At 71.3% G+C, this 13918-nt stretch carries 9 protein-coding genes; all 9 read left to right on the plus strand.

Translation table 11 applies throughout. The features are described from left to right. Positions 1-36: 36 nt before the first annotated feature. On the plus strand, positions 37-3243 hold the full coding sequence (locus LCH29_RS36205; RefSeq protein WP_446465921.1) for an alpha-L-rhamnosidase: 3207 nt from the start codon (positions 37-39) through the stop codon (positions 3241-3243). Positions 3244-3276: 33 nt separating this feature from the next. Beyond that, positions 3277-4437: an L-rhamnose isomerase gene (gene rhaI / locus LCH29_RS36210; protein ID WP_446465922.1), complete on the plus strand. Its 1161-nt coding sequence runs from the start codon at positions 3277-3279 to the stop codon at positions 4435-4437. 17 nt (positions 4438-4454) lie between these two features. Continuing rightward, the gene (locus LCH29_RS36215; protein WP_446465930.1) at positions 4455-6644 is read left to right on the plus strand and encodes a bifunctional aldolase/short-chain dehydrogenase; all 2190 of its coding nucleotides are present in this window, start codon (positions 4455-4457) and stop codon (positions 6642-6644) included. Between the two features lie 260 nt (positions 6645-6904). Next, positions 6905-8386 carry a rhamnulokinase gene (locus LCH29_RS36220; RefSeq protein WP_446465931.1) on the plus strand — a complete coding sequence of 494 codons (1482 nt, stop codon included), beginning with the start codon at positions 6905-6907 and terminating at the stop codon, positions 8384-8386. Continuing rightward, complete coding sequence (locus LCH29_RS36225) at positions 8377-9129, plus strand: (Fe-S)-binding protein (RefSeq protein WP_446465923.1); 753 nt, start codon at positions 8377-8379, stop codon at positions 9127-9129. The genes LCH29_RS36220 and LCH29_RS36225 overlap by 10 nt, the downstream gene beginning before the upstream one ends. A gap of 29 nt (positions 9130-9158) precedes the next feature. Further along, on the plus strand, positions 9159-10640 hold the full coding sequence (locus LCH29_RS36230) for a lactate utilization protein B (RefSeq protein WP_446465932.1): 1482 nt from the start codon (positions 9159-9161) through the stop codon (positions 10638-10640). Next, positions 10637-11281, plus strand: coding sequence for a LutC/YkgG family protein (locus tag LCH29_RS36235; protein ID WP_446465924.1), 645 nt, complete (start codon positions 10637-10639; stop codon positions 11279-11281). Before LCH29_RS36230 ends, LCH29_RS36235 begins: the two co-directional genes overlap by 4 nt. Positions 11282-11399: 118 nt before the next feature. Then, positions 11400-11981: a hypothetical protein gene (locus LCH29_RS36240; protein WP_446465925.1), complete on the plus strand. Its 582-nt coding sequence runs from the start codon at positions 11400-11402 to the stop codon at positions 11979-11981. Then, a partial coding sequence (locus LCH29_RS36245; RefSeq protein ID WP_446465926.1) for a putative T7SS-secreted protein occupies positions 11981-13918 on the plus strand: 1938 nt, incomplete at its 3' end. The genes LCH29_RS36240 and LCH29_RS36245, both read left to right, overlap by 1 nt.

Below are 13918 nucleotides of genomic sequence, written 5' to 3' on the forward strand. Positions count from 1 at the left end.
GAATCGTTTTCATCCAGCCGCCCCTGGAGGAAGCTCGTGATCAGCAGACGCCACCTGCTCGCCACCACCGCTGCCACCGGTACGGCCCTCACGGGTCTGCCCGCACTCGCCCCGTCCGCCGCCGCGGAGAACCGCCCCATCGCGGGACTGCGGATCCGGAGCACCACGGTCGAGTACGCCACCCACCCGCTCGGCCTGGACACGCCCCACCCCCGGCTGAGCTGGATCCTCGAATCCGACGCCCGCGACCAGTCGCAGAGCGCCTACCGCATCCGGGTCGCCACCTCCCCGGACCGGCTCGGCGACCCGGACGTCTGGGACAGCGGCAAGCGGCCATCGGACCAGTCGGTCCTGGTCCGCTACGACGGCCCGGACTTGAGCCCGCGCACCCGCTACCACTGGTCGGTACGCGTCTGGGACGACCGCGGCCGCCCCTCCCCGTGGTCCGCCCCCGACTGGTGGGAGACCGGGCTGATCGGCGCCGGGCAGTGGCAGGCGCGCTGGATCACCGCGCCCGCCGAGCTGACCGCGCCCCCGCACCTGGACGGCGCCACCTGGATCTGGTTCCCCGAAGGCGATCCGGCCGCCGATGCCCCGGCGGCCACCCGCTGGTTCCGCAGCACGGTCCGGGCCACCGGCACCGTCCGGCGCGCCCGCCTGGTCGTGGCGGCCGACGACGGCTTCACCGCCCACGTGGACGGCACCGAGGTCGCCGCCCGCGAGGCGCTGGGCGTGGCCAAGGCGTGGGCGCACCCGGTCACCGTCGATGTCACCGAACACCTGCGCCGGGGAGCGGCCACCCTCGCGATCGCGGCCACCAACGCCGAGCAGGGTCCGGCCGGTCTGCTGGCCACCCTGGCGCTCACATACGAGGACGGCACCACCCACCACCACACGGACCGGACCTGGCGCACCACCGACCGCCGGCCACCCGCCACCTGGACCTCCCCCGGCCACGACGACAGCGACTGGACAGACGCCAAGGAGCTCGCCCCCTGGGGCGGCGGACCGTGGGGCAGGGTGCTGCCGCAACAGTCGCCCGCCCAGCTGCGCCGCACCTTCCGGCTCGCGGGCAAGCCCGTCGCCCGGGCCCGGCTGTACGCCACGGCGCTCGGCCTCTACGAGGCCCACCTCAACGGCGTCCGCGTCGGCCACGACCAGCTGACCCCCGGCTGGACCGACTACCGCAAACGCGTGCAGTACCAGACGTACGACGTCACCGACGCCCTCCGGCGCGGCTCCAACGCCCTCGGTGTGACCCTCGCCCCCGGCTGGTACGCCGGAAACGTCGCCTGGCTCGGCCAGCACCAGTACGGCACCCGCCCCGCGCTGCTCGCCCAGCTGGAGGTCACGTACACCGACGGCAGCACCGAGCGCGTCACCACCGACCCCGAGTGGCGCGCCGCCACCGGCCCGCTGCTGACCGCCGACCTGCTGATGGGCGAGGCGTACGACGCCCGCAAGGAGACCCCGGGCTGGACCTCACCGGGCTTCGACGACACCGGATGGCAACCCGCCACCACCGCCGCGGACATCACCGCCGAGGTGGTGGCCCAGGTGGACGCGCCGACCCGGGTGGAACGCGAGCTCACCCCCGTCGAACGCACCGAACCCGCCCCCGGGGTCCACCTCTTCGACCTGGGCCAGAACATGGTCGGCAGCGTCCGCCTCACCGTCTCGGGACCGGCCGGTCACACGGTCCGGATCCGCCACGCCGAAGTGCTGAACCCCGACGGCACCGCGTACACCGCCAATCTGCGCACCGCCCACCCCACCGACACGTACACCCTGAAGGGCGGTGGCACCGAGACCTACACACCGCGCTTCACCTTCCACGGCTTCCGCTACGTCGAGGTCACCGGCTACCCCGGCACACCGCCCCTGGACGCGGTGACCGGCCGGGTCATGCACACCGCCGCCCCGTTCACCATGTCCTTCCGCACCGACGTGCCGATGCTGAACCAACTGCACTCCAACATCACCTGGGGCCAGCGCGGCAACTTCCTCTCCGTCCCCACCGACACCCCGGCCCGCGACGAACGGCTCGGCTGGACCGGGGACATCAACGTCTTCTCCGGCACGGCCGCGTACACCATGGAGTCCGCCCGCTTCCTCACCAAGTGGCTCCGGGACCTGCGCGACGGACAGGGCTCGGACGGCGCCTTCCCCGACGTGGCCCCGGTCGTCAGCGGGCTCGGCAGCGGCACCGCGGGCTGGGGCGACGCCGGGGTGACCGTGCCCTGGAACCTGTACCAGCGTTACGGCGACACCCGGGTGCTGCGCGAGCACTGGCACGCCATGCGCGACTGGATCACGTACCTGGAGAAGCACAGCTCGGACCTGCTGCGCCCCGCCGAGGGCTACGGCGACTGGCTCAACGTGGACGCCGAGACCCCCAAGGACGTCATCGGCACCGCCTACTTCGCCCACGCCACCGACCTCGTCGCCCGCACGGCGCACGTCCTCCGCGAGGACCCGGCCCCCTACGAGGACCTGCTGGCCCGCATCAAGAGGGCGTTCACCGCCGCGTACGTCTCCGACGACGGCAAGGTCAAGGGCGACACCCAGACGGGTTACGTCCTGGCGCTCTCCATGGACCTGCTGCCCGCCGCCCTGCGCCGCCCGGCGGCCGACCGCCTCGTCGCCCTGATCGAGGCCCGCGACGGACACCTGTCCACCGGCTTCCTCGGCACCCCGCGGCTGCTCCCGACGCTCACCGAGACCGGCCACACCGACCTGGCCCACCGCCTCCTGCGGCAGCGCACCTTCCCCTCCTGGGGCTACCAGATCGACCGGGGCGCGACCACGATGTGGGAGCGCTGGGACTCCATCAAGCCGGACGGCGGCTTCCAGGACGTCGGGATGAACTCCTTCAACCACTACGCCTACGGCTCGGTCGGCGAGTGGATGTACCAGAACATCACCGGCATCGCCCCGGCCGCCCCCGGCTTCCGCCGGATCCTCGTCCGGCCCCGCCCTGGCGGGGAGGTCCGTTTCGCCGAGGGCCGCTACGACTCCCTCTACGGTCCGATCACCACCCGCTGGTCACAGCGGGACGGGGCGTTCACCCTCTCCGTCTCGGTACCGGTCAACGCCACCGCCGAGATCTGGGTGCCCGCGCGCCGCGAAGCCGACGTGACGCAGCGGGGCGCCCGGTTCGTGCGGCTGGCCGACGGCTGCGCGGTGTACGCCGCGGGCTCGGGTTCGTACCACTTCTTGACGCGCACCGACCTGCGCGCTTAGCTTTCTTGAATCGTTTCACTCCCAAGGAGACCCATGTCTGACGTTCCGGCCGTGAAAGCAGCCCTCAAGAGCCAGGCGATCGAGACGCCGTCATGGGCGTACGGCAACTCCGGAACCCGCTTCAAGGTCTTCGCCCAGCCCGGTGTCCCCCGCACCCCCCAGGAGAAGCTGGACGACGCCGCCCAGGTGCACGCCTTCACCGGCGTCGCCCCCACCGTCGCCCTGCACATCCCCTGGGACAAGGTCGACGACTACGCGGCGCTCGCCAAGTACGCCCAGGAGCGCGGGCTGAAGCTGGGAGCGATCAACTCCAACGTCTTCCAGGACGACGACTACAAGCTGGGCTCGGTCACCCACCCCGACCCGGCGGTCCGCCGCAAGGCCGTGGGCCACCTCCTGGAATGCGTCGACATCATGGACGCCACCGGCTCCCGCGACCTCAAGCTCTGGTTCTCCGACGGCACCAACTACCCCGGCCAGGACGACATCGCCGCCCGCCAGGACCGCCTCGCCGAGGCCCTGAGCACCGTCTACGACCGGCTCGGGGACGACCAGCGCATGCTGCTGGAGTACAAGTTCTTCGAGCCCGCCTTCTACACCACCGACGTCCCGGACTGGGGCACCGCCTACGCCCACTGCCTGAAGCTCGGCCCCAAGGCCCAGGTCTGCGTCGACACCGGCCACCACGCCCCGGGCACCAACATCGAGTTCATCGTCGCGCTGCTCCTCCGCGAGAAGAAGCTCGGCGCCTTCGACTTCAACTCCCGCTTCTACGCCGACGACGACCTCATGGTCGGCGCCGCCGACCCGTTCCAGCTCTTCCGCATCATGTACGAGGTCATCCGCGGCGGCGGCCTCACCCCGGACATCGCCTTCATGCTCGACCAGTGCCACAACATCGAGCCCAAGATCCCGGCGATCATCCGCTCGGTGATGAACGTCCAGGAGGCCACCACCAAGGCCCTCCTGGTCGACCGCGACGCCCTCGCCGCCACCCAGCGGTCGGGCGACGTCCTCGGCGCCAACGCGGCCCTGATGGACGCGTACAACACCGACGTACGCCCCCTCCTCGCCGAGGTCCGCGAGGAACTGGGCATCGACCCCGACCCGATGGCCGCGTACCGGGCGTCCGGCTGGGCGGACCGGATCGTCGCGGAGCGCGTGGGCGGCGAACAGGCGGGCTGGGGTGCGTAACGCCTGCGGCGTGCCGTATCCCCACCCCGCCCCTCTCCGGACCGGGGGCAAGCCCCCGGGCCCCCGGGGGCTCCGCCCCGGAGCCCGGGCGCCCTCGTACGCAGAAGTGCCGGGCGAACGGACTCCGGTCGCAGAAACCCACTGAGACAGCCCACACAGAGGACGACATGACCGCAGAACTCCACCCCGAAGCGGCCACGCTGCTGGAGCGGAGCCACCGCCTCGGTGCCGATCCGCGCAACACCAACTACGCGGGCGGCAACACCTCCGCCAAGGGCACCGACACCGACCCCGTCACCGGCCAGGACGTCGAGCTGATGTGGGTCAAGGGCTCGGGCGGCGACCTGGGCACCCTCACCCATTCCGGCCTGGCCGCCCTCCGCCTGGACCGCCTCCACGCCCTCACCGGCGTCTACCCGGGGGTGGAACGCGAGGACGAGATGGTCGCCGCGTTCGACTACTGCCTCCACGGCAAGGGCGGCGCGGCGCCGTCCATCGACACCGCCATGCACGGCCTGGTCGACGCCGCCCATGTGGACCACCTCCACCCCGACTCCGGCATCGCCCTCGCCTGCGCCGCCGACGGCGAGGCGCTCACCAAGGAGTGCTTCGGCAACCAGGTGGTCTGGGTGCCCTGGCGCCGCCCCGGCTTCCAGCTGGGCCTGGACATCGCCGCCGTCAAGAAGGCCAACCCCCAGGCCATCGGCTGCATCCTCGGCGGCCACGGCATCACCGCCTGGGGCGACACCTCCGCCGAATGCGAGGCGAACTCGCTCCGCATCATCCGCACCGCCGAGGAGTTCCTCGCCGAACGCGGCAAGACGGACCCCTTCGGCCCCGTCGTCCACACCACCCTCCCCCCGGCCGAACGCCGCGCCCGCGCAGCCGCGCTCGCGCCCGTGATCCGTGGCCTGGCCTCCACGGACCGCCCGCAGGTGGGCCACTTCACGGACAGCGACACCGTGCTGGACTTCGTCTCCCGCGCCGAACACCCCCGCCTGGCGGCGCTGGGCACCTCGTGCCCGGACCACTTCCTCCGTACGAAGGTCCGCCCCCTCGTGCTGGACCTCCCCCCGGACGCCCCCCTCGACGAAAGCATCGACCGCCTCAAGGAACTCCACGCCGCCTACCGCACCGACTACGCGGCCTACTACGACCGCCACGCCACCCCCGACTCCCCCGCGATGCGCGGCGCCGACCCGGCGATCGTGCTGATCCCGGGCGTGGGGATGTTCAGCTACGGCAAGGACAAGCAGACGGCCCGGGTGGCGGGCGAGTTCTACGTCAACGCGATCAACGTGATGCGGGGCGCCGAGGCGGTTTCCACGTACGCCCCCATCGAGGAGTCGGAGAAGTTCCGCATCGAGTACTGGGCGCTCGAAGAAGCCAAGCTCCAGCGCATGCCCAAGCCGAAGCCCCTGGCGACCCGCATCGCCCTGGTGACCGGCGCGGGCTCGGGCATCGGCAAGGCGATCGCCCACCGCCTGGTGGCCGAGGGCGCCTGTGTCGTGGTGGCAGACCTCGACGCGGACTCAGCGGCCGCGGTCGCCACGGAACTGGGCGGCCCGGACAAGGCAATCCCCGTAGCAGCAGACGTCACGTCGGAAGACCAGATCAAGGAAGCCTTCACCGAAGCCGTCCTGGCCTTCGGCGGCGTAGACCTCCTCGTCAACAACGCCGGGATCAGCATCTCCAAACCGCTCCTGGACACCACGACCCAGGACTGGGACCTCCAGCACGACATCATGGCGCGCGGCTCCTTCCTCGCCTCCCGCGAGGCGGCCCGCGTGTTCATCGCCCAGAACATGGGCGGCGACATCGTCTACATCGCGTCCAAGAACGCGGTCTTCGCGGGCCCCAACAACATCGCCTACTCCGCCACCAAGGCCGACCAGGCACACCAAGTACGCCTTCTCGCAGCCGAGTTGGGCGGACACGGCATCCGCGTCAACGGGGTGAACCCCGATGGCGTCGTCCAGGGCAGCGGCATCTTCGCGGGCGGCTGGGGCGCGCAGCGCGCCGCCGTGTACGGGGTGCCCGAGGAGAAGCTGGGCGAGTTCTACGCCCAGCGCACCCTGCTCAAGCGCGAGGTGCTCCCGTCCCACGTGGCGAACGCGGTCTTCGCGCTCACCGGCGGCGATCTGTCCCACACCACGGGCCTGCACATCCCGGTCGACGCGGGGGTCGCGGCGGCGTTCCTGCGCTGACGCGCCCGTGAGGGGGACGGGGTAGCAGGGGTGGGGTCCTGGACACCACGTGGATGTGTGGCGCCGTGGACTTCCGGCCCACCCGACGTCTCCGAGCACCGGCGCCGTAAAGAGACGGTCCAGGGCCCCGCCCCGGAGGCCCGGCCCCGCCCCGAACCAAACACCGCAACCACAAAACCGCCCACCCCCACCACGAGGTCACCGTGTCCAAAGAACACCGCTTCGCCGCCGTGGACCTCGGCGCGTCCAGCGGCCGCGTCATGGTCGGCCGGGTCGCCCCGGACACGCTGACGCTCCACGAGGTGCACCGCTTCCCCAATGAACCGGTGCGCCTCAACGGCACCCTGCACTGGAACATCCTGTCCCTCTACCAGGGCGTCCTGACCGGCCTGAAGGCAGCGGCGTCGCACACAACCGACACCCCCCTGACCAGCATCGGCATCGACAGCTGGGCCGTCGACTACGGCCTCCTCGACGCCACCGGCGCGCTCCTCGGCAACCCCGTCCACTACCGAGACACCCGCACCGCCGACGCGGCGGACACCGTCTCGGCGGCCATCCCACCCCCCGCCCTCTACGCGGCGACGGGCCTCCAGCACCTCCCCTTCAACACGATCTACCAGCTCGTCGCCGCCCGCGGCACCCCCGCCCTGGCCGCCGCCCACCGCCTGCTCCTCATTCCCGATCTCATCGCGTACTGGCTGACGGGCGAGGCGGGCACGGAGCTGACGAACGCGTCGACGACCCAGCTCATCGACCCCCGCACCCGCACCTGGTCCCCCCACATCGCGGACACCCTCGGCATCGACCTCGCCCTCTTCCCACCCCTCCGGGACCCCGGCACCCCCGCCGGAACCCTCCTCCCGGACGTCCTCGCCGCGACCGGCCTCCCGCGCCACACCCCCCTCACGGCGGTCGGCTCGCACGACACCGCCTCCGCCGTCGTCGGAGTCCCCGCCACGAGCCCCCGCTTCGCGTACATCGCCACCGGCACCTGGTCGCTGGCCGGGCTGGAGCTGGACGCGCCGGTCCTCACCGAGGCGAGCCGGCTGGCGAACTTCACCAATGAGCTGGGCGTGGACGGCACGGTGCGCTATCTGCGCAACATCATGGGCCTGTGGCTGCTCCAGGAGTGCCTGCGCACCTGGGAGAACACCGGAGAAGACCATCACCTCCCCACCCTCCTCGAAGCAGCCGCCCACGCCACCCCCCTGCGCTCCATCGTGGACGCGGGCGACCCCGCGTTCATCGCCCCCGGCGACATGCCCGACCGCATCGCGGCCGCCTGCCGCCGCACCGGCCAGCCCGTTCCCCGTACGCCCGCCGAGACGACCCGCTGCGTCCTGGACTCCCTCGCCCTGGCGCACCGCCGCGCACTCGCGGACGCCGTTCGCCTGTCGGGCCGTACGGGGACGGTCGACACCGTGCACATCGTCGGCGGTGGCGCGCACAACGCGCTGCTGTGCCAGCTCACGGCCGACGCCTGCGGCCTCCCGGTGGTCGCGGGCCCGGCCGAGGCGGCGGCGCTCGGAAACGTCCTGATCCAGGCGCGCACGGCCGGAACGATCAGCGGCGGGCTGCCAGAACTCCGCGCACTGCTTCACAGCACCCAGCCGCTGAGGCAGTATGAGCCCACAGGTGATCATTCGGCGTGGGACAGGGCAGCGTCCCGCCTGGAAGACACACGGGTCACCGGGACCGAGGCGGCGGCACAGGACCACGAGGAGGAACGGTGCGGGTAGCGCTCTTCATCACCTGCGTCAACGACACGCTGTATCCGCGCACCGGCCAGGCCGTGGTCACCCTGCTGGAACGGCTCGGCGTGGAGGTGGGCTTCCCGCCCGAGCAGAGCTGCTGCGGCCAGCCGCAGTTCAACACGGGCTACCGCCACGACACGGAGCCCCTCCTGCGCCGCTATGCCACCGCGTTCCGCGGCTACGACTACATCGTCACGCCCTCCGGATCGTGTGCCGCGATGGTGCGCGACAACTATCCGAGGATGGGCGCGAAGGCCGCCGCCGAGGGCCGTGGCGAGGAGCTGGCGGACCTGGCGGCCACCGTCGTCCCGAAGACGTACGAGCTGACGGAGTTCCTCACCGAGGTACTCAAGGTGACGGATGTCGGCGCCTACTACCCGCACACCGTCACGTACCACCCCACCTGCCACGGTCTGCGCATGCTCCACCTGGGCGACCGCCCGCGCACCCTCCTCTCCGCCGTCAAGGGACTGGACCTGGTGGAGTTGCCGGGCGCGGAGGAGTGCTGCGGTTTCGGTGGCACGTTCGCGGTCAAGAACGCGGCCGTGTCGGCGGCGATGGGCGCGGACAAGGCACGCAACATCACGGCGACCGGCGCCGAGGCGGTCTGTACGGTCGACAATTCCTGCCAGATGCACATCGGCGGCACCCTCGCCCGCCAGGGTTCGGCGGTCCGCCCGGTGCACATCGCCGAGATCCTGGCCAGCACGGAAGGAGACGTCTGGTGAGCGGAACCCACCAAGCCACCTATCTGGGGATGCCCGCCTTCCCGGCGGCGGCCGACGCCTCCACCCGCAACACCCAGCTGCGCGCCAACCTGCGCCACGCCACGCACACCATCCGCGCGAAGCGCGCCACGGCCGTGTCCGAGCTGGACGACTGGCAGCGGCTGCGCGCCGCGGGCGCGGCCATCAAGGACCGTACGCTGCGCCATCTCGACCACTACCTGGAGCAGCTGGAGAGCGCGGTCACGGCGGCCGGGGGCCAGGTGCACTGGGCAGCCGACGCCGACGAGGCGAATCGCATCGTCACCGAGCTGGTGCAGGCCACGGGCGAGCGCGAGGTCGTCAAGGTCAAGTCGATGGCGACGCAGGAGATCGGACTGAACGGCGCCCTGTCCTCCGCCGGGATCACGGCGTACGAGACCGATCTCGCCGAGCTGATCGTGCAGCTCGGCGACGACCTCCCGTCCCACATCCTGGTCCCGGCGATCCACCGCAACCGCGGCGAGATCCGCGACATCTTCACCGAGCGGATGGCCGGGTGGGGCCGCCCGGCCCCGGAGGGCCTGACCGACGCGCCCGCCGACCTGGCGGAAGCCGCCCGTCTCCACCTCCGCGAGAAGTTCCTGAACGCCAAAGTGGGGATCTCCGGCGCCAACTTCATGATCGCGGAGACCGGCACCCTGGTCGTCGTCGAGTCCGAGGGCAACGGCCGGATGTGTCTGACCCTCCCCGAGACGCTGATCTCCGTCGTCGGCATCGAGAAGGTGGTCCCCACCTTCCAGGACCTGGAGGTGTTCCTCCAGCTCCTCCCCCGCTCCTCTACCGCGGAGCGGATGAACCCGTACACCTCCACCTGGACCGGCACCACGGACGGCGACGGCCCACGCGCCTTCCACCTCGTCCTGCTGGACAACGGCCGCACCGACACCCTCGCTGACACCGTGGGCCGCCAGGCGCTGCGCTGCATCCGCTGTTCGGCGTGCCTCAACGTGTGCCCGGTGTACGAGCGGGCCGGGGGCCATGCGTACGGCTCGGCGTACCCCGGCCCGATCGGCGCCATCCTCACCCCGCAACTGCGCGGCACCCAGAGCGAGTTGGACGCCTCCCTGCCGTACGCGTCGTCCCTGTGCGGTGCGTGCTACGAGGTCTGCCCGGTGGCCATCGACATCCCCGAGATCCTGGTGCACCTGCGCGAGCGGGTGGTCGAGGGCGGCCCGGCGTCGGTGCGCGGCACCCGCGCGGTGGTCAAGCCCGCCAAGGGCCACGCCGCGGAGCGGGCCGCCATGCGGGCCGCGCGCTGGGCCCTGGACCACCCCGGCGTACTGCGCACCGGCCAGCGCCTGGCCGCCCGCACCCGCCGCTTCCACCCGCGCCGCCTGCCCGGGCCGGGCCGGGCGTGGAGCGACACGCGGGAGCTGCCGAAGGTACCGGAGGAGTCGTTCCGCGACTGGTGGCAACGGACGCGGGGCACCACGCAATCGGCCCATGACCACGACGCGAGGAAGACCCCATGAGTTCCCGAGCCCTGGTAATGGCCCGTATCCGCCGCGCGCTGGCCGACATCCCGCGCGCCGAGTCACCGTCCGAGGTGGCGGTCGACCGTACATACCACCGCGTACACGGCGACCGCACCGCCGCCGAGACCGTGGACCTGCTCGCCGAAAACCTCGCCGACTACCGCGCGATCGTGCACCGCACCACGGCCTCCGCCCTGCCCGCCCTGATCGCGAGCCTGCTCACCGCGCGCGGCGCGACGAGCGTGGTCGCCCCGTCCGGCCTGCCCGCCGAGTGGCTGTCCGCGACGGACGTCGTACGGCTGACGGACTCGCCCGACCAGACGCCCCACGACCTGGACGACGTGTCCAGCGTGGTCACCGCCTGCGCGGTGGCCATCGCCGAGACCGGCACCATCGTCCTGGACGCCGACGCCGACCAGGGCCGCCGCCGCATCTCGCTCGTCCCCGACCACCACATCTGCGTGATCCGCGTCCCGGCCCAGGTGGTGGACTCGGTCCCGCAGGCCCTCGAACGCCTGGACCCGGCTCGCCCGTTGACCTGGATCTCGGGCCCGTCGGCGACGAGCGACATCGAACTGGACCGCGTGGAGGGCGTCCACGGCCCCCGCACCCTGGAAGCGGTCCTCGTAGCGGACTGAAACCCTCAACGGATCCTCCACGCATTCGAACACACCGCCTACCCTTCGTCGCTCCCGGTGACCGGGTGTCGTACGGTGCTGGTTGGATGGGGGCCGTATCGAACGGGGAGGGCGAGCGGTGAGCGGCGGCGCCAAGGGCGGCAACGTAGATCTGGCTTTCGACAAGGATTCGCAGGCCGAGATCGTGAAGGGCCTGCGGGCGGCGATCGGTGAGCTGAGGGACATCGCCTCGGCGTCGGACGCCGAGACGGGGGCGGGGTTCGACGAGCTGTCCATGACGTCCATGGAGGCCGGACACAACGGTCTGGCCAAGGACTTCGAGGACTTCTGCGAGCTGTGGGACTGGGGTGTGCGCGGCCTGATCGAGGACGCCAGCAAGCTCGCGGAGAAGGTGGGACTTGCGGCCGGCTCGCAGTGGGAGCAGGAGCAGTACGCCCAGGGGACGTTCAAGGTGGCCGCGAACTCGGTGCTGGGCAATCCGCACCTGGACGAGAAGACGGTCGCGGGGAAGGACATGGACGAGCTGATCTCGGTGGACACCTGGACGCCGGACTACAGCAAGGAGTCCTTCGAGAAGAGCGCGGCCGACTCCGAGAAGGCCTGGGACGCCGCCCGCGAGGAGACGTCCCATAAGGCGACCGGCCTTCAGCACTTCGTCGACCAGGCCGCCGAAGAGAGCACCAAGAGGGGCGAGCGCTGATGGGTCTCGGTGACCTGACGCCCGATTTCGTCGACGACGCCGTCGAGAAGGGCGGGGAGCTCCTCGGCGACGGCACCGAATGGCTCGGTAACAAGACCGCGGACGGGCTGGACAAGGTCGGTCTCGAGGACGGGGCGGACTGGGTCCGTGACAAGTCCCGCTCCGCCGCCAACTACCTGGGCGCGGACGTCGCCGAGATGCAGCTCGGGGAGACCGAGGACCCCAAGAAGCTGATCTACGGCAGCGTGAGCCGGATCCGCTCCACGGTGAAGCACTTGAAGGACTTCCAGTCGGCGTTCGAGAAGGTCGGCAACGGTCTGAAGGCGCTGGATTCCTCCCACTGGAAGGGCGAGGCCGCCGACGCCTTCCGGGAGGAGGTGTCGGTCAAGCCCAAGGAGTGGTTCAAGGCCGCGGACGCGTGCAAGAAGGCCGCGGGGGCGCTGGAGGACTTCGCCGGGACGGTGGAGTGGGCGCAGGGCCAGGCGCAGGACGCGATCGACGCGTACAAGGCGGCCAAGACCGCCTCGGAGAACGCCCGTTCCGCGCACAACGACAAGGTGGACGCGTACAACACTGCCGCCAAGGCGTACAACGCGAAGGTGGACGACGGCAAGGACCCGGGCAAGAAGCCCACCAAGCCGGGCGAATTCCACGACCCCGGCACCGCGAAGGCGAAGGCGGCGCAGGAAAAGCTGGACGAGGCGCGGCGCCAGCGGGACGAGGCCGTCATCGCGGCCCGCAAGGCGGTCCAGCAGGCCAAGGACGCGGCCCCGCCGAAGCCGTCGTACGGCGACCAGCTCGGGTCCGGCCTGGACGGGCTGGGCGCGGACGCGATGCACTTGACGGGCGGAGTCATCAAGGGCGTCGCGGGGCTGAACTCCTTCGCGCGCAGCCTGAACCCGATGGACCCGTACAACCTGACCCACCCGGCCGAGTACCTCACGGGTCTGAACAGCACGGCGGCCCAGCTCCACACGGTGGCCAGCGACCCGGGCGGGGCCCTGAAGAACATGTACACCGAGTTCTCCAAGGACCCCTCGGAAGGTTTTGGCCGGGCCCTCCCCGAGCTGCTCGGCACGAAGGGTCTCGGTGCCGTCCGCAAGGGGACCAGGCTGGGTAAGTCCGGTGGTCTCCTGAACAAGGCCCGCGAGGCGATAAAGGGGCGCAAACGCGGCGAGAACACCACCGAGGACGAGAACAAATGCAGCGACGGAACCGACCCGGTCGACCTGGCGACGGGGAAGATGTACCTCCCGCAGACGGACGTCTCCCTGCCGGGCGCGCTGCCGCTGCTGTTCCGTCGCCAGGTGGAATCCGGCTACCGGGTCGGTCGTTGGTTCGGCCCGTCCTGGTCGAGCACGGCTGACCAGCGGCTGGAGATCGACGCCGAGGGCGTCGTCTTCGTCAGCGAGGACGGCCTACTCCTGGAGTACCCGCATCCTGTCCCCGGTGTCCCGACCCTCCCCTCCGCGGGCCCCCGCTGGCCCCTGGAACGGGACTCCCACGGCGACTACGCCCTCACCGACCCCGCCACCGGCTGGGTCCGCCATTTCAACGGTCCACGGGACGTGGACCTAGGCGGTGACGGGGTCGCGCTGCTGGAGCAGATATCCGACCGCTCCGGCCACTGGATCACCTTCGAGTACGACGGTGAGGGCACCCCGACCGCGCTCGCGCACAGCGCCGGGTACGAGCTGAAGCTCAGCACCGCCGAGGGCCGGATCACCGCCCTCCACCTGGCGGGCGCGGCGGAGGACGGTGGCGACCAGGAGCTGATCCGCTACGCCTACACGGACGGCAACCTCACCGGCGTGACGGGCTCCTCCGGCCTCCCTCTACGCTTCGAATACGACGAAGAACGCCGCGTCATAGCGTGGGTCGACACCAACGACCGCCGGTACGACTACGCGTACGACAACCAGGACCGCTGCATCGCC

The sequence above is a fragment of the Streptomyces sp. BRA346 genome, assembly GCF_052851135.1.

What these genes read in the sequence shown, in the direction of transcription:
- LCH29_RS36220 (WP_446465931.1), top strand. Translation starts at nt 6,905, where the DNA reads ATGGTCGGCCGGGTCGCCCCGGACACGCTGACGCTCCACGAGGTGCAC.
- rhaI (WP_446465922.1), top strand. Translation starts at nt 3,277, where the DNA reads ATGTCTGACGTTCCGGCCGTGAAAGCAGCCCTCAAGAGCCAGGCGATC.
- LCH29_RS36230 (WP_446465932.1), top strand. Translation starts at nt 9,159, where the DNA reads ATGCCCGCCTTCCCGGCGGCGGCCGACGCCTCCACCCGCAACACCCAG.
- LCH29_RS36235 (WP_446465924.1), top strand. Translation starts at nt 10,637, where the DNA reads ATGAGTTCCCGAGCCCTGGTAATGGCCCGTATCCGCCGCGCGCTGGCC.